The sequence below is a fragment of the Streptomyces sp. NBC_01717 genome (assembly GCF_036248255.1).
Classification (GTDB): domain Bacteria; phylum Actinomycetota; class Actinomycetes; order Streptomycetales; family Streptomycetaceae; genus Streptomyces.
This window is the reverse complement of record NZ_CP109178.1, coordinates 3,521,579-3,545,632: the sequence shown is the minus strand read 5'-3', so window position 1 is coordinate 3,545,632 and position 24,054 is coordinate 3,521,579. Positions and strand designations below refer to the sequence as shown.

Genomic DNA, 24,054 nt, shown 5'->3' with positions numbered 1-24,054 from the left:
GAACACGGAGGAACCCCCATGGGCGGCCGCCCGACCGAGGCACCTGGTGCCTCGGGCACACCGATGCCCGACGCGAGCTGGGACTCCCGCTCGGAGGCTCTGGTCTCCGAGACACGGGTCGCGGAGATCTCCGCACCGGCCTGGGGCCTGCCCGCATCCGGACCGGGGCGGGCGCCGGTGGTGCCGGGCCTCACCGGGAAGGGGCGCACGTCGATGGTGCCCGGCCTCTCCGGAAGGGGGTGGCCGGCGTCGGTCATGGGGCATTTCCTGAGGCGGGACGGAAACTCCGACCGGGGCGAAGGCTCGCACGCCCCGGAGGTGGACCCGGCCCCGTCGCAGGCGCCGGACGCGGCCGGTAGTCCGGAAGCGGAGCACTCTCCGACCACGGAGTCGGATCCGGCCGCAGATCCGCATGGGGCCGCGGCCCTGGATCAGCCCCCGGCCCCGTACCCACCCGCGCCCACCGACCCCGTCCGCCCGCCGAAGGCGACCGCCCCCCCGGACCGCCTCCCCGCCGAAGAACCGGAGCCCGAGCCGGAGGCGGCCGAGGCCGGAGCCGAGGCCGCGGCCGACGCCGCCCCCATCGCCCGCGCCCCCGAGGTCGCACACACCACCGCCGTGTCCGCGCGCAAGCCCAGTGCGGCCCGCCGTGGACCCATCGACCCCGTGAAGACGCTCATGCACCGGCACCGCGAGCTCTGCGAACGCGCCGTCGATCCCCTGGAGATCGCGGCCGGGCTCGAAGCCCACGGGGTCACCGACCGCACCGCCGCCCGCTACCGGCACCGCGACGTCTTCTCGCTCGCCGAGGAGCTCTACGCGCGGGTGCCCGCCGTCGCGGGCGAGCCAGGTCGCGCGACGGCGCCCGCCCCGATGCGTGACATCGAGACGCGCGCCGCCTGGACGCTCCGCGCGCTGCTCCCCGGCGCCGCCTGCACCGCGACCGCCGTCGTCCTGAAACTCACCGACGGGGTACTCGGCGGCGGGGGGCGGCTCACCGTGGCCCTTGTCGGGGCGCTGGTCGCGCTCCTCGGCCTCGGCCTGTGCCTGCGGAGCGGCCCCCTGCACGCCGGCGAAGGGCGCTCCTCGGCTGCCGCCGCGGTCTACGGGTACTGGCTTCTCGGGTACGTCCTGTACGGAGACGCCCTGCTCGACCAGGTCCTCAGCGGCGGTCCCGAAGGGCCCTGGGCGATCACCCCCGCACCTCTCCTGGGGCTCGCGCTCGCCGTCGCCCCGGCCGCCTGGTGCGCGCACCTCTTCTCCGTACACGCACAGCGCAAACTCGCCGGCAGCCGTGCGCTGGAGGAGTTCGCAGCAGGTGTGCGCCCCCTGCTCTTCGGGGCCGTCGCGCTCTTCCTGTGCGTCCTCACCGGGCTGCTCCACCTCGCCGCCCTCGGATACGGAGGTGGCGGCGCCCCGGTCGCGGCCGCCGTCCTCGGCGTCCTGCTCCTGCTGGCCCGGCTGCTGACCGTCCATGGCTTCCCCGAAGCCGCCACCACCGGACTCGCCGCAGCCTGCGCCGTCGAAGCGGTCGCACCCGCCCTGGTCCTGGCCGGACGGCTGCCCGGCCTGCACTTCGTCGCCCAGCCCGTCTACACCGTCGTGGCGGAGGCCGGCACCGGAGCCGTACCCGCCATCGCCTGCGGCGCAGCCGCGCTCGGGCTGCTGATCCACGCCACCGTCGCTCTCTCCAGGGCCTCCGCCCACACCCGCGCGTAACCCCGCACGACCCCGCACCAACCCCGCGGAGCCGACGCCGCGGGTGCCTGTCCCCGTAACGCTCGCAACCTCCCCAAGGAGACACCGGACATGACCCCCCAATCCCCCGCACCGGCAGCCCGCCGTCGGCACGAAGGGGGCGCACGATGAGGGTTCTGCTGCTCGGAGCCAATGGATTCCTCGGCCGGTTCGTGGCCGACCGGCTGCTCGCCGACCCCGCCGTGCACCTGACCGCGCTCGGCCGCGGCGACGACGCCGACGTACGGTTCGACCTGGCCGGTGGCAGCCCGGGAGCACTCACCCGCTTCCTGGACGCCGTCCACCCCGGGGTCGTCGTCAACTGCGCGGGCGCCACCCGCGGCGGCGCCCGCGATCTGACCCGGCACAACACCGTCGCCGTCGCCACCGTCTGCGAGGCGATGCGCCGCAGCGCCTGCAGCGCCCGTCTCGTCCAGGTCGGCTGCTCCTCGGAGTACGGGCCCTCGCAGCCCGGATCGTCGACCGCTGAGGATGCCGTGCCGCGTCCCGGCGGCCCGTACGGCGTGTCCAAGCTCGCCGCCACCGAACTCGTCCTCGGCTCAGGCCTCGACGCGGTCGTGCTGCGGGTCTTCTCGCCGGTCGGCCCCGGCACCCCGGCCGGCTCACCGCTGGGCCGGCTCGCCGAGGCGATGCGCCGGGCCATGCAGTCAGGCGACGGCGAGCTGAAACTCAGTGGCCTCGGCGTGCAGCGCGACTTCGTCGACGTACGGGATGTCGCCCGCGCCGTGCACGCCGCGTCGCTCTCCGCCGCGCAGGGCGTCGTCAACATCGGTACCGGCCGGGCCGTGCGGCTGCGCGACGCGGCCGCCGTGCTCGCCAAGGTCGCGGGTTACCCGGGTGCCCTGCACGAGCTCGACACACCTCCCGCCCGGCTCCCCATCGGCGCCCCGCGCACCCCCGCCGAGTCCGTCATCGAACACCTCTCGGCGACCCCGTCCCCGTACCCGGACGGCTGCGGGGCCTGGCAGCAGGCCGACGTCCGCACCGCCCGCGACCGGCTCGGCTGGCGCCCCCGGATCAATCTGGAGGAGTCCCTCGCCGACATCTGGATGGAGGCGGCATGCCGCATCTGACCAGTGCCGGAACCGCCCGCCGGACCAGTGGTGTCGAGCAGCTCGGCTTCGGCGTCCCGGGGTACGCGCACCCGTTGCTCGCGCCCACCGAGTGGGCCGAGCTGACCCGCTCCGGCACCCCGCTGCACTGGGCGGTCCTCAACATCGACAACGGCCCCGGCGCCCGGCCCGACCCGCACTGTCTGGAGGCCGCGGGCCGGCTCCGCAACGCCCGCGAACGGGCCGTGCACGACGGGGCCGCGCAGGACGCCGTCCGGGCGGGCGACGGACTGCTGCTGGGCCATCTCGATCTGACCTTCGGCAACCGGCCGTTCGGCGAGCTCGTCGCCGACGCGCAGTCCTTCCTCGACTGGTACCGCGTCGACGGCTTTTACCTCGACCGGTGTCCGGCCGAGCGCGCCGACCTTCCGGCGGTGCGCCGCCTCACCAGCACACTCGCCGCGCTCCTGGAGGAGGGCGAGGACCGCAAGGACAGCGGGGACGAAGAGGCCGGGAGCGGGTTGCTGGTGCTGGGGCACGGGACCCACCCGTATCCCGGCTACGCCGAGACGGCCGACCAGCTGGTCACCTTCTCCGGGCCGTGGACCGACTACCGCTGGTCGCAGGTGGCGGAGTGGACGGCGGACTACCCGCCGGAACGCTTCGCGCACTTCGTGCACGGCGTCCCGCGCACCCACCTCGACGAGGCCATGCGGATCGCCCGCTGGCAGGGGGCCGGGACGATCTTCTTCACCGACCGTACGATCCGCACCGATCATGGTGGACAAACCGACCCATTCGCGGCGCTGCCCGGGTACTGGGACGAAATCGTCTCGCGGATCGGACCTGGTATCTCGGAATGAGGAGGGGCGTGGCAGTGTTACGGGTGAACAACCGTACGTAGATGAAGTACGTAGAAACCGACCACCTGCATTGTTGAGGTTCCTGTGTCGCTGCCACCCCTGGTCGAGCCAGCTGCTGAGCTCACCGTCGACGAGGTCCGCAGGTACTCCCGCCACCTGATCATCCCGGATGTCGGGATGGAAGGACAGAAGCGGCTGAAGAACGCGAAGGTGCTCTGTGTCGGCGCCGGCGGTCTCGGTTCGCCGGCCCTGATGTACCTGGCCGCGGCCGGTGTCGGCACGCTCGGCATCGTGGAGTTCGACGAGGTCGACGAGTCGAACCTGCAGCGCCAGATCATCCACAGCCAGGCCGACATCGGCCGCTCCAAGGCCCAGTCCGCCAAGGACTCGGTCCTGGGCATCAACCCGTATGTGAATGTTGTCCTTCACGAAGAGCGGCTCGAAGCCGAGAACGTGATGGAGATCTTCGCCCAGTACGACCTGATCGTGGACGGCACGGACAACTTCGCCACCCGCTATCTCGTCAACGACGCCGCGGTGCTGCTGAACAAGCCGTACGTGTGGGGTTCGATCTACCGCTTCGACGGCCAGGCGTCCGTCTTCTGGTCCGAGCACGGCCCCTGCTACCGCTGCCTCTACCCGGAGCCGCCGCCGCCCGGCATGGTCCCGTCCTGTGCCGAGGGCGGCGTGCTGGGTGTGCTCTGCGCATCCATCGGTTCCATCCAGGTCAACGAGGCGATCAAGCTGCTCGCCGGCATCGGTGACCCGCTGGTCGGTCGACTGATGATCTACGATGCCCTGGAGATGCAGTACCGCCAGGTCAAGGTCCGCAAGGACCCCGACTGCGCGGTCTGCGGCGAGAACCCGACCGTCACCGAGCTCATCGACTACGAGGCCTTCTGCGGCGTCGTGTCCGAGGAGGCCCAGGAGGCGGCGCTCGGCTCCACGATCACTCCGAAGCAGCTCAAGGAGTGGATCGACGCCGACGAGAAGATCGAGATCATCGACGTCCGCGAGCCGAACGAGTACGAGATCGTCTCGATCCCCGGCGCGAAGCTGATTCCGAAGAACGAGTTCCTGATGGGCAACGCGCTGCAGGACCTCCCGCAGGACAAGCGCATCGTCCTGCACTGCAAGACCGGTGTCCGCAGCGCCGAGGTCCTCGCGGTCCTCAAGGCGGCGGGCTTCGCCGACGCGGTGCATGTCGGCGGCGGCGTGATCGGGTGGGTCAACCAGATCGAGCCCGAGAAGCCGGTGTACTGAGCCGTTGTACCGAGCCTCCGTACGGGGGCTGAACGCTTCGAAGGGGCCGGTCCGCACCGCGCGGGCCGGCCCCTTCGCCGTATCCGTCGACCTGTTCTACGAGCAGGTCCTGCCGTTCGCCGGGACCTTCCCGTCCAGGAAGTACGCGTCCACGGTCGACGTCACACACGCGCTCTCGCCGTATGCGCCGTGTCCCTCACCCTTGTTGGTGAGCATGATGCCGACGCCCTTGCCCAGCTCGTCCGCCATCTTCTGTGCACCCTCGTAGGGCGTCGCCGGGTCACCGGTCGTCCCGACGACCAGGATCGGACCGGCGCCGGGAGCACTCGCCTCCGGGGTGTCGTGCTCACCCTTCACCGGCCAGTCGGCACACCAGCCGGCCGTGTCCCACGCCAGGAACGGGCCGAAGACCGGGGACAGCTTCCGGAACTCGGGCAGCAGCGCCTTCGCGTCGTCCGCCGTCGGCCGGAGCTTGCTGTCCGCGCAGGAGATGGCGCGCTGCGAGTGGCTCTGGGTGTCGTAGTGCCCGTTCTCGTCACGGCCGTTGTAGGAGTCGGCGAGCTGGAGGAGAAGATTGCCGGTGCCCTGGTTCTCGGCCTCGTCCAGCGCCTGCGTCAGAACGGGCCAACTGCTCTTGGAATAGAGCGGCGTCACGATGCCGGTGATCGCCAGCGTCTCGTTGAGCTTGCGGCCCGATCCGGTCGGCAGCGGCTTCCCGTCGATCCGCTCGAGCAGCCGGGCGATGCGCCGGGTGCCCGCCTTCGGGTCCTGGCCACGGTCCTTGAGGTAGTTCTCCAGCGCCCGTTGGAAACCGGTCGCCTGGTTGCGGGCGTGCCCGATCGTGTCGGCGGTGGGGTCGACAACCGCGTCCAGGACCGTGCGTCCCACGTTCTTCGGGTAGAGATGCGCGTACGTACCGCCGAGCTCCGTACCGTAGGAGATGCCGAAGTACGTGAGCTTCTTGTCGCCGAGCACCTCGCGGATCAGATCCATGTCCCGCGCGGCGTTCGTCGTGCCGACGTACGGGAGGACCTTGCCCGAGCTGCGCTCGCAGCCGGCGCCGAAGTCCGCGCCGTCCTTCATGAACGCCGCCTCCTCCGCCGCCGTGTCCGGAGTCAGGTCGATCGTCCGGTTGGCGTCCTCCTGCTCCCGGTCGTTGCGGCACTTCACCCCGGAGCTCCCCGCCACCCCGCGCGGATCGAAACTCACCAGGTCGTAGCGGGTGTTGAGCTTCCCGTACGATCCGGCGGCGCGCGGCAGTATCGAGACGCCCGAGCCGCCGGGGCCGCCGAAGTTGAACAGCATCGAGCCGAGTCGACGGCCCTTGTCCCGGGCCTCCTTGCGGATCAGTGCGATCCCGATCGTGTCGCCGGCCGGTTCGGCGTAGTTCAACGGCACCTTGACCGTCGCGCATCTCCAGCCGGACGCCGGTGCGCCCTCGCCCCCGACTGCCTTGCAGCGGTTCCAGACCGGCCGCTGGGAGGTGAGGGCCGCGGGCAGGGCGGGCAGTGCGCCCGGCTTCCCGTCCGATCCGTCGGAGGCGGCCCCGGACGCCCCGGTGGACGAGGGGGCCGCACTGCGGCCCGCCTTGCCGTCCGCCTTCGCGTCCGCGCCCCCGTCACAGCCCGCGAGCACCCCCGTCAGCAGCAGTGCGGCAGCGGCCAGCGCCCCGGCGCGAGCATGGTGAACCACCTGTACGCCCCTCCCCCTTGTGCCTGTACGTACGGCGTGCGACGCGCGCTATTTGTCGCTGCCGCCAGCCCCTGAGCCACAGACAGTACCGGCCGCCGGAACTTTGCCGTCCAACAGATAGTCGCCCACTGCCTTCTGCACACAGGCGTCGCCGCTGTTGTACGCGCCGTGTCCCTGACCCTCGTACGTCACCTCCACCCCGACGCCCTTGCCCAGTGCGTCGACCATCGCCTTCGCGCCCTCGTACGGGGTCGCCGGGTCTCCCGTGTTGCCGACGACGAGGATGGGGGGCGCGTCCGGGGCGCTGACGTCCGGGGTGTCCCAGGCGCCCCTCACCGGCCAGCCGGTGCATGCCAGCAGACCCCAGCCCAGATAGTCACCGAAGATCGGCGACGCCTTCCGGAACGCCGGGAGCTTCGCCTTCGTCTCGTCGACGCTGAACCGCTGCTTGGTGTCGACGCAGTTGATGGCCGTGTTGGCGGCCGTCGAGTTGTCGTAACGACCGTCGTCGGAGCGGCCGTTCAGTGAGTCGGCGAAGGCCAGGAGCAGGGCGCCGTTGCCGCCGTCCGCCTCGTCGAGGCCCTCTTCCAGCAGCGGCCAGTTCTCCCGGGAGTAGAGGGCGGCCGCGATCCCGGTGATGGCCTGGGACTGCGTCAGTTGACGGGTGCCGAGTCCCGGGATCGGCTTCTTGTCCAACCGCTGGAGAAGATCGGCGATCCACAGCTCGACCTCCTTCCCGGTGGAACCAGGGAGCTTGCAGGCGGCGCCGCGGTTCACGCAGTCCCTGGTGAAGTTGTCCAGGGCCAGCTGGAACCCCTGCGCCTGGCCGAGGGAGGACTCTTCGGTGTCCTCGGTCGGGTCGACGACCGCGTCGAGCACCATCCTGCCGACACTCTTCGGGAACAAGTGGGCGTAGACGCCCCCCAGTTCGGTGCCGTAGGAAAAACCGAGGTAGTGCAGCTTCTCGTCGCCGAGCACCTGGTGCATCAGATTAATGTCGCGGGCGGCGTTGGTGGTGCCGACGTAGGGGAGTTCGGAGCCGGAGTTCTTCTTGCAGGCCGCCACATACTTCTTCTGCTCGCTGGCGTAGGCCTGCACCTCGGCGGCGTCGTCCGGGGTGAGGTCGCTCTCGAAGCGCGCGTCGAGCTGCTTGTCGTTCTCGCACTTCACGCCGTCGCTGCGGCCGACCCCGCGTGGATCGAAGCTCACCAGGTCGTAGCGGGCTCGGAGCTTGTCGTACGTGGTGCCGAACTCAGGCAGCGTGGCGACGCCGGAGGAGCCGGGGCCGCCGAAGTTGAAGATGAGTGAGCCGATCCGTTTGCTCTGGTTGATGGCCTTGGCACGGATGAGCGCCAGTTCGATCGTGTCACCGTCCGGCTTCGCGTAGTCGAGTGGGACCTTCATGGAGGAGCACTCCCAGGCGGTGCCACCGGGGAGCGGGGTGGGGGCGGTGCCGCCGCCCTGTGCTGCGGAAGGGGCGGGACAGGGCTTCCATTCCAGCTTCTGGGAAGCCAGGTCGGCCGGCACCGGCGTGTCGGCGGCGTTCGCCGCGTGCGGAGAGTTCCGGGTGCGGTCCGTGTCGGCCGCACCGTCGCCGCTGTCCGAACAGGCGGTGAGGGGCAGCAGAACGGTCACGGTTGCGGCGAGGGCCGCGGCGCGCAGGGCAGGGGGGGTCCTCATTGCTCCATCGTGCGATGGGGTGCGGGACCGCGCGCGGGACGCCGGTCCAAGCGGGTGGCGGCCGGGTCCGGAGACCGGATCCGTGAGCCGGGACAGCCCTTAGAGAGCGCCCTTGCGGGTGAGGTGGTTGAAGCAGAGCCAGCCGGGAAGGACCGGCAGCCACAGCGTCATCAGCCGGAACAGCAGCACGGCAGGCGCCGCGACCTCCTTGGGCAGACCGACCGCGATCAGCCCCAGCGTCAGCGCACCCTCGACCGCCCCCATACCGCCCGGCGTCGGCGCCGCCGAACCCAGCGCGTTGCCGGCGAGGAAGACCACCGCGATGCTCGCGTAGCTGAGCTGCGGTACGTCGGGACCGCTGAACGCCCGGATCGACGCATCCAGACACATCACGAACAGGCCGGTCAGCAGCAGCATGCCGCCGATGCCGGTGAGCAGCTTCTGCGGCCGCTGCACGACGTCGAGCATGCGCGGTACGACTCCGGCGAACAGTGACCGTACCCGCGTCACCACGAACTTCCGCAGGAACGGGATCGCGGTCACCACCAGCACCAGCACCGCGACGGTCAGCAGTCCGGCGATCACCGTCCTGGACGGCGTGAGCGACGACGGGGTCTTCTCGGTACCGGTCAGATAGCCGAACGCGCCCAGCAGCAGCACATGGCAGCCGAGCCCGAACAGCTGCGAGGCGCCGACACTCGCGACGGCCAGCCCCGGGCGCACCCCGGAACGCTGCAGGAAGCGTGTGTTCAGCGCCACCCCACCGACCGCGGGCGGCGCGACGATCTTCACGAACGAGCCGGCCACCTGCGCCAGCACGGTCTTGCCGAAGGGCACCCGCTCCGGCACGAACCCCAGCAGGCTCATCGCGGCCGCGATGTAACTCAGCGCCGAGAACCCGAGCGCCGCCGCCACCCAGCCCCACTCCGCCTGCTCGACGACCGCACCGAAGTCGGCCTCCGTGACCTGGGAGATCAGGAAGTAGGCGGCGATGGCACCGGCGATGAAGCTGAGCAGGGTGCGCGGCTTGATCCGCTCCAGCCGAACCGGCTCGACGGGCGCCTGCGGCCGGATCAGCAGCACCTGGCGGCGGATCTGGGTCAGCAGGTCCTCCTCGCGGGCCTCGTCCAGCGCATCGTCTATCGCCCGCTTCTCGGCGCGCTTCTCCGCATGCTTCTCATTACGGAGCGCCTTGCGGTCGGCGGGGACCGAGGGGACCCCTTCCGCCTCCGACACCTCGGACTCCTGGGCCTTGGCGCGCTTGGCGGCATCCGATGCTTCGAGTACGGCCTCGCGCTCGCGCTGCGACCGCTCCCGGGCGAGCCTGCGCAGCGCCGCCCGGGTGGAGCGGCTGAGCGCGATCGGCTGGAGCAGCGGCAGACAGTTGGCGACGGCGTCGGGACCGAGTACTTCGAGCGCGACCGCGACGGCCCGCTCGGCGCCCACCCGCAGACCCGTGGTGGTGAGCAGCTGGGCGATGTCCATCCGCAGCACCAGATCACCGGCCGCGATCTCCCCGCCGCGAAGATCGGTGACGAACACCGTGCCGGAAGGCTCCACCAGGATCGCGTCGCCGGTGAGCCGGCGGTGCGCGATCCGCCGCGACTGGAGCGCCTTCACCTGCCGCCAGGCACCGCGCACCAGATCGTCGGTGATCTCCACGTCCTCGAGCGCGTCGAGGGAGCGTCCGCCGATGTGCTCGTACACCAGCATCACGGCGTCGGGGCCGAGCTCGGAGGTGGCGATCAGTTTGGGGGCGTTGGCCCCGGCGGCGATCGCCGCGTACGCCAGAAGCGCCTCCTGTTCCAGGGCCTGGCGCAGCGACTGGATGGAGCGGCGCTGGGTGAAGGCCCGCAGCGTGAGTCTGCGCCACACCCGGTAGAAGAAGCCCTGCGCCTGCTGTTCCCGGTCGACGACCGTCACATCCAGCGGTGGACCGTCCTCGAGGGAGACCAGATAGCGGCGTCCCCGGTCGCTCTGGTCGCCGGAGTCGAGGGCGTCGTCGGCGCGCATCGCGGTGACCGGGCGGAAGCCGACGTGGCGCAGACCGGCCATCAGATGCTGACCGGTCGGCCGGACGTTCGGCGAGCCGACCGCGTACAGCGTGCCGTAGGCCACGGTCCAGCCGATCAGCACGGTCAGGATGATCGAGAACGGTGTCGTATAGCCGCCGACCAGCATCGCGAAGGCGTCGAGCAGCAGCACCACCCACAGCACGACCCGCCAGCGCGGCCGTCTCGCCATGCCGACCGCCGTCATATAGGCGATGACGGGCGCGAGATAGCCGTGGACGGGATCGGTGAGCGCGGCACCGGGCTGCGGCTGGGTGAGGGCGTCCTGGATGGTGCCGGAGGCGGACTTGGCGACCCACAGGTCGGTGGCGAGCGTCACCCCGTGCGCGAGCACGGCGGCAAGCACCCCGTCCGCGATCCGCAGTCCGTCGCGTTTGATCAGCCGCTCGATGGCGAAGGCGACGGGTACGAGCAGCACGGCGATGCTGGAGACCAGACCGGCGATCTTGATGAGGACGTCGGGCGCCTGGTCCGTGCCCTTGTTGATGTCGTTCTCGAGACCGGTGGTCGTGCCGTGGGCGAACGCGGCGATGGAGAACAGGATGGCGATGGCCAGAACGCCGACGAGGACCCGCATGAGGTCGGAGGGGCGGTGTACGCGTGCCGGGAGCAGCGGTTCGTCCCCGGAGACACGGTCGGCCTCTTCGGCTGCGCGGACGGTGGAGAGGGTGGAGCCGACCAGATGGTGCGGGCGGGCCTGCTGTGCAGGCTCCTGGTCGCGCCCCTGCTTCCGCTCGCGCTCCGTCGCGGATGACGGCTTCTGCTCCGGTGCCGGCTTCTGCGCCGGTGTCGGAGCCCGTTCCTGGCCTTTTTCCGGGCGCGGCTCGGCATCAGAGGCGTCCGCCGCCTTCGGTGGCTGCACGCCCTGCTCCTTCGCCTCTGATTGGTCTTCGTGTTCTCGTATCACCGGTCACCGCCCGCATGATGGTGGCACGGCCTGGAGACAGAGGGGGGCATCAGGGTGCATTGCACGGTCGCGCGATGGGCAAGATACGCTCCTTTGCCCCTTCGTGCACACTCGGTGAGCGGATGCATACGTAGAGATCGCTCGTGATCCGGGCCGCACTGTCGGTGCCGTACGGCACCATGGGTCGGATGAGCGAACACCGGACGGGCGACGACGGCGCGAGGGACGAACGCGCGCCCGACGAGCTGCCCGAGTACGCGGAGCGCGTGCTCGACGTCGCCGACCTGATCCCACCCGGCCGTGTCATGACGTACGGCGATATCGCGGAGTGGCTGGGCGAGGGCGGGCCGCGCCAGGTCGGCCGGGTCATGGCGCTGTACGGCGGTGCGGCGCCGTGGTGGCGTGTGGTGCGCTCCGACGGGGCGCTGCTGCCCGGCCACGAACTGCGGGCGCTGGACCACTACCGCGAGGAGAGCACCCCGCTGCGCGAGGCGTCGCGCAGCGCGGAGGGTCACATACCGCGCCTCGACATGAAGCGCGCACGGTGGGACGGCGTGACCGGTGGTCACGGCGGGGCCGATGGCGTGGACGGAAGAGCTCACACCTGACAGCTTCCGCCATTCGGTCCCACGACGGGAGCAGCCGGGACCGCAGGACGTGCGAGAAGTGCGGTGCGGCCTGCTTCCCGACCTGCTCCGAGACTCTCCGCGCACGTTGCCGGGCGGCCTGCGGTGCGACGTGGAACGTGACGATCGCCGCAGCGGACTCGCCGCATCCGACCCCTTCGCTGGCGTAGCGTCGACAGCTCGCGGCGCGTACCCCCGCCCCCTCACCACCAGCACACCCACCAGGACCGGCGATCCACGTGAGCTCCTCCTCCTTCACCCGGAACAGTCCGCACCGTCAGGTACGGCAGGGGGTCCCTCCACGCCCGCAGGGCCGTAGGGGGAGCACCACGGGCGCGTACCGACTGGTGCGTACCCCGCCGGGTTCCGTGGACCCCCCTCTCCTGGACGCTGCGCAGCAGGCGGTGGTTGATCACCCCGGCGGTCCGCTGCTGGTCCTCGCCGGGCCGGGCACCGGCAAGACCACCACGCTCGTCGAGGCGGTCGCCGCCCGCGTCACCCGGGGCGGTGACCCGGCCCGCATCCTCGTGCTCACCTTCAGCCGCAAGGCCGCGGTGGAGCTGCGCGACCGGATGGCCGCCCGGCTCGGCGCCGCCCGCGGCCCGCAGGCCACCACGTTCCACTCCTTCTGCTACGCACTGGTCCGCGCCCACCAGGACGCCGACCTCTTCGCCGAACCGCTGCGGCTGCTCTCCGGACCGGAGCAGGACGTCACCGTCCGCGATCTGCTGGCCGGCCAGCTCGAACTGGAGCAGGAGGGCCTCGCGCACATCCGCTGGCCCGACGAGCTGCGGGCCTGCCTGACCACGCGAGGCTTCGCCGACGAGGTACGCGCGGTGCTCGCCCGGAGCCGCGAGCTGGGCCTCGGCCCGAACGCCCTCGCCGACTTCGCGCGCCGCACCGGCCGCCCGGACTGGGGTGCGGCCGCCCAATTCCTCGCCGAGTACCTGGACGTGCTGGACGCGCAGGGGGTGCTGGACTACGCGGAGCTGGTCCACCGGGCGGTGCTCCTCGCCGAGCGCCCCGAGGTGTCGGCGCTGCTGGCCGGCGAGTACGACGCGGTCTTCGTCGACGAGTACCAGGACACCGACCCGGCGCAGGTGCGGCTGCTCCACGCGCTGGCCGGCAACCGGGGGATCGGGCCGGGGGCGGGCGGCGGCCGGGACCTGGTCGCGTTCGGCGATCCGGACCAGTCGATCTACGCCTTCCGGGGCGCCGATGTGAACGGCATCCTCGACTTCCCGGAGACGTTCCGGCGAGCGGACGGTGCCCCGGCCCCGGTCGGCGTCCTCACCACCTCGCGCCGCTCCGGCGAACAGCTGCTGGCCGCCACCCGGCTGCTCACCCGCCGGATGCCGCTGACCCGCCTGCCGTCGGCGAAGGTGCGCGCCCACCGCGAGCTCGCCGCGGTCCGCGAGGGCGGCCGCGTGGAGACGTACACCTACCCGACCGTGTCCACCGAGCTCGACAACATCGCCGACCTGCTGCGCCGCGCCCATCTGGAGGACGGCGTGCCGTGGAACGAGATGGCGGTGCTGGTACGCGCCGGCGGCCGCACCATCCCCGCGGTGCGCCGCGCGCTCACCTCGGCGGGCGTGCCCCTGGAGGTCGACGGCGACGACCTCCCGCTGCGCCACGAACCGGCGGTGGCCCCGCTCCTCACGGCGCTGCGCACGGTCGCAACGGCGGCGCTGCACCGCACGACGACTACGAAGAAGACATCGGGAGCGGACGCGGCTCCGGACCTCGCCCTGGACCCCGCCGCGGATCCCTCCTTGGATCCTGTCTCCGACGAGCCCCCTGCACCCTGGCTCGACACCGAGACCGCTCTCACCCTCCTCTCCTCGCCTCTCGGCTCGATGGACGCCGCCGATCTGCGCCGGCTCGGGCGGGCGCTGCGCGACGAGGAGCGGGCCGCCGGGAATCGCGTACCGGCGCCCTCCGGGGAACTGCTGGCCCGCGCACTCGCCGAGCCCGAGCGCCTCGTCGCGCACGACCCCGCGTACGCCCGCGGTGCCCAGCGTCTCGGCGCGCTCCTGCGCAAGGCCCGTGAGCTCCTCGAAGGCGGCGGCACCGCCGAAGAGGCCCTGTGGGAGCTGTGGGCCGGCACCCCGTGGCCCGGACGGCTCGAGAGGGCCGCGCTGCGCGGCGGCGCCGGCGGCCGCAACGCCGACCGCGACCTCGACGCCGTCTGCGCGCTCTTCGACACCGCGGCCCGCGCCGAGGAACGCACCGGTGGCCGTGGCGCGCTCAACTTCCTCGAAGAGGTCGACGCCCAGGACATCGCCGCCGACACCCTCTCCAAGCGCGTCGTGCGCCCCGACGCCGTACGGCTGATGACCGCGCACCGGTCGAAGGGGCTGGAGTGGCGGCTGGTCGTCGTCGCAGGGGTGCAGGAGGGCCTCTGGCCGGACCTGCGCCGCCGCGGTTCACTCCTCGAAGCGGACCGGATCGGCCGCGACGGACTCGCCGAACCGCTCACCCCGGGCGCGCTGCTCGCCGAGGAACGCCGCCTCTTCTACGTCGCAGCGACCCGCGCCCGAGAACGCCTGATCGTCACCGCGGTGAAGGCCCCCGCCGACGACGGTGACCAGCCGTCCCGCTTCCTCACCGAGCTCGGCGTCGAACCGCGCGACGTCACCGGCCGCCCCCGCCGCCCCCTCGCCGTCGCCGCGCTCGTCGCCGAGCTGCGCGCCACCACCGTCGACCCGGATGCCTCCGACGCCCTGCGCGACGAGGCGGCCCACCGGCTGGCCCGGCTGGCCGCACTCACCGACGACGAGGGCCAGCCGCTCGTACCGTCGGCCCACCCGTACCGCTGGTGGGGCCTGTACGGGCCGACCCGCTCGGCCGTCCCGCTCCGCGACCGGGACCACCCCGTGGCCCTCTCCGGCAGCGCACTCGACCAGCTCGCCAACACCTGCGCCCTGCAGTGGTTCCTCGGCCGCGAGGTGAAGGCCGACGCCCCGGCGACGGCCGCGCAGGGCTTCGGCAACGTCGTGCACGTACTCGCCGACGAGGTCGCCTCCGGCCGCACCCCCGCGGATCTGGCGGTCCTGATGGAACGCCTCGACTCCGTCTGGGACGGGCTGGTCTTCGACGCCCCCTGGAAGTCGCAGCAGGAGAAGGAGCAGGCGCGGGTCGCCCTCGAGCGCTTCCTTCGCTGGCATGTCATGGACCGCACCGGCCGCACCCCCGCCGCGAGCGAGCACGACTTCGACGTGACGCTCGAAGCGGGGGAGTACGAGGTACGGATCCGCGGCTCCATGGACCGCGTCGAACGGGACGCCGACGGCCGGGCGTACGTCGTCGACTTCAAGACCGGAAAGCAGGCTCCGACGAAGGACGAGGTCGCCCGTCACCCCCAGCTCGCCGTGTATCAGCTGGCCGTCCGGGAAGGGGCGGTCGACGAGATCTTCGACGGCCACCGTCCCGCCCCCGGTGGCGCCGAACTCGTACAGCTGAGGCAGCCCGCCCCCAGGAAGGAGGGCGGCGACACCCTGCCCAAGGTGCAGGCCCAGGAGCCGCCCACCACCGAGTGGGTCTCCGACCTGCTGGCCACGGCCGCGGGCCGCGTCCTGGACGAACGCTTCACCCCCACGACCGGCCAGCACTGCACCCACTGCACATTCCGGGCGTCCTGCAGCGCGCAGCCGGAGGGCCGCCACATCCTGGAGTGACGCGGCTGTCGGCTGTGGACGGTCAGCCCTTGCGTGCCACGGTCACGTAGACATTGATGTCGTCGTCGGTCGCCTCGCCGATGCTCACGTACCGGGTTCGTTCGATGGCGTCGAGACCCGCCAGGTGCTCCGCGGAGGGCGGCGGTTCCGGTGCCTCGGCCGCGTCGGCCGCATGGTCCGGGCGCCAGTGGTGCGCAGGGACGATGCCGGGCTCCAGTTGCTCCAGGCCGTTCTCGGTCAGGAAGCGCTCGATGCCGGCACGCGAACGCAGCACGAAGGAGAACCCCCGCTTCCGGAATGTCTCCGCGACCTTGTTGATCGCCACCGGGTTCATGTCCTCGCTGAGGTGGCTCAGGACGAGATGGCTGCCGGAGGGCAGAGCGTCCAGCAGGTTCCGGACGATGTCGTACGCCTCGGCGTCCTCGATGAAGTGCAGTACAGCGGCGAGAACGAGGGCGACCGGCCTGTCGAGGTCGAGCGTCCGGCGTGCCTCCAGGAGGATCTTCGCGGGGTCGCGCAGGTCGGCCTCGACGTAGTCCGTCCTGCCCTCGGCGCTGCTGGTGAGCAGGGCCTGCGCGTGGACCAGGACGACCGGGTCGTGGTCGACGTAGACGATCCGGGACTCCGGGGCGATGTCCTGGACCATCTGGTGCACGTTCTGCCGGGTCGGCAGTCCCGCCCCCACGTCCAGGAACTGCCGGATGCCCGCGCGCGTGGTGAGCTCGGTCACGGCCCGCCGTACGAAGTCCCGGTTGTGCCGGACGTCGAGGTGTCCCCGCGGATTGGCCGCCAGCGCCATGGCCGCGGCCTCCCGGTCGGCGGGAAAGTTGTCCGTGCCGCCGAGGAATACGTCATACACCCGGGCCGGATGCGCCTTCGTCGTATCGATGCGACTCATGAGCCCGGCGGAGTCCGGTGCGGAGTCCGACCCGAAGTCGGGAACGGGTGCGTCGGGGCTCATATGCCCCTCCTCGTAAGGTCATTGATGCGATCACATGTGATCGGGACCGATCGGCCTTCAACCTAGACCGGTCAGCAACCCCGGACGAGGCACTTCCCGGCCACCGGCCGGTCCGGCTCATCGCCCCCGCACACTGTCGGTCCGCCCGGTTAGCCTCTGTGGAGTGTCCTCACGTATCACCGATCCCGAGCAGCTCAAGGAGCTCCTCGGGATCCCCTTCACCCCGGAGCAGACGGCCTGCATCACCGCGCCGCCCGCCCCGCAGGTGATCGTGGCCGGAGCCGGGTCCGGGAAGACCACGGTGATGGCGGCGCGCGTGGTGTGGCTGGTCGGGACCGGACAGGTCGCCCCCGAGCAGGTCCTCGGGCTCACGTTCACGAACAAGGCGGCGGGCGAGCTCTCCGAGCGCGTCCGCAAGGCCCTCGTCGCCGCCGGGGTCACCGATCCGGACGTCATCGACCCGGACAACCCCCCGGGCGAGCCCAGCATCTCCACGTACCACGCCTTCGCCGGAAGGCTCCTCACCGAGCACGGACTGCGGATAGGGCTCGAACCCACCACCCGCCTCCTCGCCGACGCCACCCGCTACCAGCTGGCCGCCCGCGTGCTGCGCGAGGCCCCCGGCCCGTATCCGGCGCTGACCAGGTCGTTCCCCACCCTGGTCAGCGATCTGCTGGCACTCGACGCCGAGCTCGCCGAGCATCTCGTCCGCCCTGAACAGCTCGCGGAGCACGACACCGAGCTCCTCCGTACGCTCGCATCGGCCCGGCTCACCAACGCCGAGCTGCGCAAGATCCCCGAGACCGCCGAGGCCCGCCGCGAGCTCCTCTCGCTGACCCGGCGCTACCGGGACGCCAAGCGCAGCCGCGACCTCCTCGACTTCGGCGACCAGATCGCGCTCTCCGCCGAGCTCGCCCTCACCCGCCCCGAGGTCGGCGCGATCCTGCGCGACGAATATCGGGTGGTCCTGCTCGACGAGTACCAGGACACCTCCGTCGCCCAACGGCTGCTGCTCTCCGCCCTCTTCGGCAGCGGCCCCGACGGCACCGCCTCCGGGCACGCCGTCACCGCCGTCGGCGACCCCTGCCAGGCGATCTACGGCTGGCGCGGCGCCTCGGTCGCCAATCTCGACGACTTCCCGCGCCACTTCCCGCACGCCGACGGCACCCCCGCCACCCGGTACTCCCTCAGCGAGAACCGCCGCAGCGGCGGCCGCCTGCTGCACCTGGCCAACGGGCTCGCCGAGCCGCTGCGCGCCATGCACGAGGGTGTCGAGGCACTGCGCCCCGCCCCGGGCGCCGAGCGCGACGGCATCGTCCGCTGCGCCCTCCTGCGTACCCACACCGAAGAGATCGACTGGCTCGCCGACTCGATCGCCCATCTCGTACGGACCGGGAAGGCACCCGGTGAGATCGCCGTCCTGTGCCGCACCGCCGGCGACTTCCCGGAGATCCAGGCCGCGCTCGTCGCCCGCGACATCCCGGTCGAGGTCGTCGGCCTCTCCGGGCTGCTGCACCTGCCCGAGGTCGCCGACCTCGTCGCGGTCTGTGAAGTCCTCCAGGACCCCGGCGCGAACGCCTCCCTGGTCCGGCTGCTCACCGGCCCCCGCTGGCGGATCGGCCCCCGCGACCTGGCCCTCCTCGGCCGCCGCGCCCGCCTCCTCGTCCACCACGCCGCCCATGCCGACGACGAGGACTTCGACCCCGACCGCCGGCTCGCGGAAGCCGTCGAAGGCATCGACCCGGCCGAAGTCGTCTCGCTCGCCGACGCCCTCGACACGTTCCTCGAATCGAGCGGTACGGAGGACGACGGGCTGCCGTTCTCCACCGATGCCCGCGTCCGCTTCGCCCGCCTCGCCACCGAACTGCGCGACCTGCGCCGCTCGCTGGCAGATCCCCTCATGGACGTCCTGCACCGCGTCCTGGCCGCCACCGGCCTCGACGTCGAGCTCTCCGCGTCGCCGCAGGCCCTGGCCGCCCGCCGCCGGGAGACCCTCGCCAACTTCCTGGACGTGGCGGCCCGTTTCGCCGCCGTCGACAGCGAGGCCACGCTCCTGGCCTTCCTCGGCTTTCTGCGCACCGCAGTCCAGTACGAGAAGGGCCTGGACAACGCGCTGCCCGGCGGCGAGAACACCGTCAAGGTCCTCACCGCCCACAAGTCCAAGGGCCTGGAGTGGGACGTCGTCGCCGTGCCCGGCCTGGTCGCCGGCCAGTTCCCCAGCGGCCAGTCCCGAGACGCCTGGACCTCCCAGTCCAAGGTTCTCCCGCACGCCCTGCGCGGCGACGCGGCCACGCTCCCCGTCGTCCACACCTGGGACGCCCAGGGGCTCAAGGGCTTCAAGGCGGAGATGAAGGAGCACCAGCACACCGAGGAGCTCCGCCTCGGATACGTCACCTTCACCCGGCCGCGCACCCTGCTGCTCGGCTCCGGCCACTGGTGGGGCCCGTCCCAGAAGCAGCCGCGCGGCCCGTCCGACTTTCTGCAGGCGCTGTACGAGCACTGTGCGGCCGGACACGGCGAGATCGAGGCCTGGGCGGACGAGCCGGCCGAGGACGAGGAGAACCCGGCGCTGGCGGCCACCGCGGCCGCCGACCACGCCTGGCCGCTCCCTCTGGACGACACGGCACTCGCCCGCCGCCGGGCGGCCGCGGACACGGTGCTGGCCCATCTGGAGAAACTGGCGACGGCGGGGAGCGACTCGGTGCCGGGGGCGTATCCGGCCGCACCGGAAGACGACGCGTCCCCGTTCCCCTTCCCGGACGACGACGCGTACGCCGACGAGGACCCGTATCCGGACGAGGACCCGTACCCGGACGAGGCCGCGGACTGGGACGCCTGGTCGACCGAACCCCCCGCGGCCCAGGTGCCGGCCCCCTCCCCCGCACCGGACCCGGCCTCCGCACCACACGCCCCCGACCCCCACGTCCCCGCGGCCCGTACCCCCTCACGGCTCACCCCGGAGGAGTCCCGCACCCTCGCCTCCTGGGACCGGGACCTCGACGCCCTCGCCGGTGAGCTGCGCCGCGCCCGCGCCACCGTGCGCGAGGTCGTTGTGCCCGCCTCGCTCTCCGCCACGCAGCTGCTGCGTCTCGCCGACGACCCCGACGGCTTCGCCCAGGAGCTGGCCCGCCCCATGCCCCGCCCGCCCGCTCCGGCAGCCCGTCGCGGCACCCGGTTCCACGCCTGGGTGGAGGCCCGCTTCGAGGAGCTGCCGCTGCCCATGCTCGGCCCCGACGAGCTGCCCGGGGGCGACGAGAGCGACGCCGACATCGCGGACGAGCGCGACCTCGCGGGGCTCAAGGAGGCCTTCGAGCGCACCCCGTACGCCCACCGCACCCCGTACCGCGTCGAGACACCGTTCCGGATCACCCTCGCGGGCCGGGTGATCCGCGGCCGGATCGACGCCGTGTACCGCAACGAGGGCCCCGACGGGTACACGTACGAGATCGTCGACTGGAAGACGACCCGAAATGTGCCCAGCAGCCGTGAAGGCACCTCAGGCATCCCCGCGGCCGACCCGCTCCAGCTGGCCGTCTACCGCCTCGCCTGGGCCGAACTGCACGACATACCGCTCGACTCCGTCACGACCACATTTTTGTTCGTCCGCAGCGGGGAAGCCGTCCGTCCCGACCACCTGCCGGGCCGTGCCGAGCTGGAGCAGCTCCTCCTGGACGAGCCACCTCCGATGGGCCGATAGGCTCAAGACCATGAGCGACACCCCGGACAGCGCCGTCCGTACGTACACCGAGCAGCACCGCACAGCCTTCCTCGACGAGCTCGCCGAGTGGCTGCGGATCCCCTCCGTCTCCGCCCAGCCGGAGCACGACGGAGACGTACGACGCAGCGCCGAGTGGCTGTCCGCCAAGCTCAAGGAGACCGGCTTCCCGGTCACGGAGATCTGGGAGACCGCAGGTGCGCCCGCGGTCTTCGCCGAGTGGCCGTCCGACGATCCGGACGCTCCGACCGTCCTCGTCTACGGGCACCACGACGTGCAGCCCGCAGCCCGGGAGGACGGCTGGGACACCGATCCGTTCGAACCGGTGATCCGGGACGGCCGGATGTACGGGCGCGGCGCGGCCGACGACAAGGGCCAGGTGTTCTTCCACACCCTCGGCGTCCGGGCCCACCTCGCCACCACCGGCCGCACCACCCCCGCCGTACACCTCAAGCTCCTCGTCGAGGGCGAGGAGGAGTCCGGCTCCCCGCACTTCCGCACCCTGGTCGAGCAGCAGGCGGCGCGTCTCGCCGCGGACGCCGTGATCGTCTCCGACACCGGCATGTGGGACGAGACGACCCCGACGGTCTGCACGGGCATGCGCGGCCTCGCCGAGTGCGAGATCGAGCTGTACGGCCCCGAGCAGGACATCCACTCCGGATCGTTCGGCGGCGCCGTCCCCAATCCGGCGACCGCGGTGGCCCGTCTCGTCGCCGCGCTGCACGACGCGGACGGACGGGTCGCCATCCCCGGCTTCTACGACGGCGTGACGGAACTCACCGACACCGAGCGCTCCCTCTTCGCCCAGCTCCCCTTCGACGAGGACACCTGGCTGCGCACGGCAAAGTCACAGGCGACGACAGGTGAGGCCGGCTACTCCACGCTGGAACGCATCTGGGCCCGCCCCACCGCCGAGGTCAACGGCATCGGCGGCGGCTACCAGGGCGCCGGAAGCAAGACCATCATTCCGTCCTCCGCCCTCGTGAAGATCAGCTTCCGGCTGGTCGCCGGCCAGGACCCCGACCACGTCCAGCAGGCCGTCCGTGCCTGGGCCGAGGCGCAGTTCCCGGCAGGCATCCGCCACCGGATCACCTTCGCCCCCGCCACCCGCCCCTGCCTGACCCCGCTGGACCACCCCGCCCTGCAGGCCGTGGCCCGAGCCATGGGACGGGCCTTCGGCCAGAAGATCCTCTTCACCCGCGAAGGAGGCTCGGGACCCGCCGCCGACCTGCAGGACGTGCTCGGCGCACCCGTCCTCTTCCTGGGCATCTCCGTACCGTCCGACGGCTGGCACGCCCCCAACGAGAAGGTCGAACTCGACCTCCTGCTCAAGGGCGTGGAGACCACCGCCCACCTGTGGGGCGAGCTGGCGGCCGCACTCCGCTGAATCCTCTGAACACCCGAACCGTCCCGGGGGAGTAGGAAGCACCTGTGAGCACCTTCGACAACGCCACGACAGACCGGCCCATCGGTCTCACCGCGCCCAGCGGCATCGACCGCGCCGCGCACCACCGCCTCGACGAGGCATGGCTCTCCGCCGCCTGGAGCCACCCGACCACCCGCGTCTTCGTGGTCTCGGGCGGGCAGGTGCTGATCGACGACACGGCCGACGGCGGTACGGAGATCGTCATGACCCCGGCCTTCGAGGCCCCGGTCACCGAGACCCACCGCTACTTCCTCGGCACCGACGAGGACGGCGTCAGCTACTTCGCACTCCAGAAGGACTCCCTGCCCGGCCGCATGGACCAGCCGGCCCGCCCGGCCGGCCTGCGCGAGGCCGGACTGCTGCTCGGCCCCCGCGACGCGGGGCTGATGGTGCACGCGGTGGCGCTGGAGAACTGGCAGCGGCTGCACCGCTTCTGCTCCCGCTGCGGCGAACGTACGGTCATCGCGGCGGCCGGCCACATCCGTCGCTGCCAGGCCTGCGGCGCCGAGCACTACCCGCGCACCGACCCCGCGGTGATCATGCTGGTCACGGACGACCAGGACCGCGCTCTGCTGGGCCGTCAGGTGCACTGGCCGGAAGGCCGTTTCTCGACCCTCGCGGGCTTCGTCGAGCCGGGGGAGTCGATCGAGCAGTCCGTGGCCCGCGAGGTGTTCGAGGAGGCGGGCGTCACGGTCGGCGAGGTCGAGTACATCGCCAGCCAGCCCTGGCCGTTCCCGTCGAGCCTGATGCTCGGCTTCATGGCCCGGGCCACGTCGTCGGAGATCAATGTGGACGGCGAGGAGATCGAGGAGGCCCGCTGGTTCTCCCGCGAGGACCTGACAGCGGCCTTCGAGTCGGGCGAGGTCCTGCCGCCGTTCGGCATCTCGATCGCGGCACGTCTGATCGAACTCTGGTACGGCAAGCCGCTCCCGCGGCCGGGCAGCCTCGGCTGACGCGCGCTGCTCGGCGTGCGACCGAGGCCCGCGTGGCCCGGTCGTACCTTCAGGGCCGCGCCGGTTCTTCCCCCCGAGGAGACGATCGCGCACTAAACTGGCCCCGGGCCGTGACTGGCGCTGAGGTGGAGCACCACCGGGGAGCGGCCCGCCGGAACCCTCGACAACCGTCGATGCCGTGCGCCTGGGCGACACACCGTGATCCTCGTGATCCTCGTGACACCCAGGAGCGAAACGTGGCCCGATCTCAGACAGCCCGTCCGATGGACGGCACCGCCCTCGCCCGCAGGATCATCGAAACCAGCTCGGCGACGGCAGCGGAACTCCGGCTGCGCACCGGGACGGCACCCTGCCTGGCGACGGTGCTGGTAGGGGAGGACCCGGCCTCGGTGACCTACGTCCGGATGAAGCGCCGCCGGTGCGAGAGCGCGGGCATCGAGTCGCGGCACGTGGCCCTTCCCGCCACCTCGACCACGCAGGATGTGGTCGACGCGGTCACCGCGCTGTCGGCCGACCCCGGTGTCCACGGCATCCTGCTCCAGCACCCTGTGGGACCGCACATCGACGAACGCGCCGCGTTCGAAGCGATCGATCCGGCCAAGGACGTCGACGGGGTCACCATGCACTCGTTCGCGACGATGAGTTTCGGCCTGCCCGGCTTCGTCTCCTGCACGCCCGGCGGAATCGTGCGCCTGCTGGACGAGTACGACGTCGACCTCGCGGGAAAGCAGGCGGTCGTCGTGGGGCGCAGTGCCATCCTCGGCAAGCCCGCCGGGATGCTTCTGCTGGGCCGGGACGCCACTGTGACGTACTGCCACTCACGAACGGCGGACCTCCCGTCGATCGTGCGGGAGGCGGACATCCTGCTGGCCGCGGTCGGCAAGCCGCGCTTCATCGCCGGTGCGGACATCAAGCCGGGTGCCGTGGTGATCGACGCCGGCTACAACGAGGGCAACGTCGGCGACGTCGACTCCGAGACAGCCGCCGAGCGGGCGCGGCTGATCACCCCGGTCCCGGGTGGTGTCGGACCGATGACCATCGCGGTCCTTCTCGAGCAGACGGTCGCGGCGGCGGCCCGGCAGCTCGGCGTCGCGGCGGGGTGACCCGAAGCCGGCTTCCGGGTACGAGAACGCCCGTTGCCCTCCGGGGCGACCGGAGGGCAACGGGCGTTCACGCGGGCTCTTGGTGCCGGCTCTTCGCCCTGGCACTTCGCGCCGGCGCGAGGGGCGCAAGCGCGCGATCAGACGCCGATCATTCTTGCACTCCAGGTCTCTCGACAGCTTCCGCAACGGTGCACCCACGTCTTCCCCCTCACGTCGACAGTCCTTGTCACGTTCGATGCTTTCGACCTGCGGACAGCAAGGCCAAGATGCCCGACTTTCCAGAACGGGAAAGTCGCACACTTG

14 protein-coding genes and 1 riboswitch are annotated in these 24,054 nt (G+C 71.8%); of the genes, 10 read left to right on the top strand and 4 right to left on the bottom strand.

Translation table 11 applies throughout. The features are described from left to right. Nucleotides 1-678: 678 nt before the first annotated feature. The 4 genes from OHB49_RS15885 (at nucleotide 679) to moeZ (ending at nucleotide 4,936) form a co-directional block, all read left to right on the top strand. On the top strand, nucleotides 679-1,719 hold the full coding sequence (locus OHB49_RS15885) for a hypothetical protein (RefSeq protein WP_443079660.1): 1,041 nt from the start codon (nucleotides 679-681) through the stop codon (nucleotides 1,717-1,719). A gap of 146 nt (nucleotides 1,720-1,865) precedes the next feature. Further along, a complete protein-coding gene (locus OHB49_RS15880) occupies nucleotides 1,866-2,831 on the top strand; it encodes an NAD-dependent epimerase/dehydratase family protein (protein ID WP_030969662.1) in 966 nt (321 codons plus the stop codon). Then, the gene (locus OHB49_RS15875; RefSeq protein WP_329160999.1) at nucleotides 2,819-3,673 is read left to right on the top strand and encodes a spherulation-specific family 4 protein; all 855 of its coding nucleotides are present in this window, start codon (nucleotides 2,819-2,821) and stop codon (nucleotides 3,671-3,673) included. The genes OHB49_RS15880 and OHB49_RS15875 overlap by 13 nt, the downstream gene beginning before the upstream one ends. Nucleotides 3,674-3,757: 84 nt before the next feature. Beyond that, nucleotides 3,758-4,936 carry an adenylyltransferase/sulfurtransferase MoeZ gene (gene moeZ / locus OHB49_RS15870; protein ID WP_329160997.1) on the top strand — a complete coding sequence of 393 codons (1,179 nt, stop codon included), beginning with the start codon at nucleotides 3,758-3,760 and terminating at the stop codon, nucleotides 4,934-4,936. A 96-nt stretch (nucleotides 4,937-5,032) separates the two neighbouring features. On the opposite strand, the gene OHB49_RS15865 is transcribed toward moeZ, so the two are convergent. The 3 genes from OHB49_RS15865 to OHB49_RS15855 form a co-directional block, all read right to left on the bottom strand. Continuing rightward, nucleotides 5,033-6,628 (bottom strand): alpha/beta hydrolase, encoded by a 1,596-nt coding sequence (locus OHB49_RS15865; protein ID WP_329160995.1) that lies wholly within the window; start codon nucleotides 6,626-6,628, stop codon nucleotides 5,033-5,035. 48 nt (nucleotides 6,629-6,676) lie between these two features. Continuing rightward, nucleotides 6,677-8,308, bottom strand: coding sequence for an alpha/beta hydrolase (locus OHB49_RS15860; protein ID WP_329160993.1), 1,632 nt, complete (start codon nucleotides 8,306-8,308; stop codon nucleotides 6,677-6,679). A 99-nt stretch (nucleotides 8,309-8,407) separates the two neighbouring features. After that, a complete protein-coding gene (locus OHB49_RS15855) occupies nucleotides 8,408-11,242 on the bottom strand; it encodes a lysylphosphatidylglycerol synthase domain-containing protein (RefSeq protein WP_329160991.1) in 2,835 nt (944 codons plus the stop codon). Nucleotides 11,243-11,475: 233 nt separating this feature from the next. Here OHB49_RS15855 and OHB49_RS15850 point away from each other — a divergent pair, with 233 nt between their 5' ends. Together OHB49_RS15850 and OHB49_RS15845 are read left to right on the top strand one after the other, a co-directional pair. Then, on the top strand, nucleotides 11,476-11,895 hold the full coding sequence (locus tag OHB49_RS15850) for an MGMT family protein (protein ID WP_030969675.1): 420 nt from the start codon (nucleotides 11,476-11,478) through the stop codon (nucleotides 11,893-11,895). 257 nt (nucleotides 11,896-12,152) lie between these two features. Next, on the top strand, nucleotides 12,153-15,593 hold the full coding sequence (locus OHB49_RS15845; RefSeq protein ID WP_329160989.1) for an ATP-dependent helicase: 3,441 nt from the start codon (nucleotides 12,153-12,155) through the stop codon (nucleotides 15,591-15,593). 22 nt (nucleotides 15,594-15,615) lie between these two features. Here OHB49_RS15845 and OHB49_RS15840 read toward each other — a convergent pair whose 3' ends face one another. Further along, nucleotides 15,616-16,554, bottom strand: a complete 939-nt coding sequence (locus tag OHB49_RS15840; RefSeq protein ID WP_030969678.1) for an SAM-dependent methyltransferase — start codon at nucleotides 16,552-16,554, stop codon at nucleotides 15,616-15,618. A 163-nt stretch (nucleotides 16,555-16,717) separates the two neighbouring features. On the opposite strand from OHB49_RS15840, the gene OHB49_RS15835 reads away from it, so the two are divergent. From OHB49_RS15835 to OHB49_RS15820, 4 genes are all read left to right on the top strand, one after another. Then, nucleotides 16,718-20,251, top strand: coding sequence for an ATP-dependent DNA helicase (locus tag OHB49_RS15835; protein ID WP_329160988.1), 3,534 nt, complete (start codon nucleotides 16,718-16,720; stop codon nucleotides 20,249-20,251). 10 nt (nucleotides 20,252-20,261) lie between these two features. Then, on the top strand, nucleotides 20,262-21,656 hold the full coding sequence (locus tag OHB49_RS15830) for a dipeptidase (RefSeq protein ID WP_329160987.1): 1,395 nt from the start codon (nucleotides 20,262-20,264) through the stop codon (nucleotides 21,654-21,656). 44 nt (nucleotides 21,657-21,700) lie between these two features. Beyond that, nucleotides 21,701-22,648, top strand: a complete 948-nt coding sequence (gene nudC, locus OHB49_RS15825; protein WP_030969683.1) for an NAD(+) diphosphatase — start codon at nucleotides 21,701-21,703, stop codon at nucleotides 22,646-22,648. Nucleotides 22,649-22,748: 100 nt separating this feature from the next. Next, nucleotides 22,749-22,845, top strand: a riboswitch (ZMP/ZTP riboswitch). 39 nt (nucleotides 22,846-22,884) lie between these two features. After that, nucleotides 22,885-23,751: a bifunctional 5,10-methylenetetrahydrofolate dehydrogenase/5,10-methenyltetrahydrofolate cyclohydrolase gene (locus OHB49_RS15820; RefSeq protein ID WP_329160984.1), complete on the top strand. Its 867-nt coding sequence runs from the start codon at nucleotides 22,885-22,887 to the stop codon at nucleotides 23,749-23,751. Nucleotides 23,752-24,054: the final 303 nt, after the last annotated feature.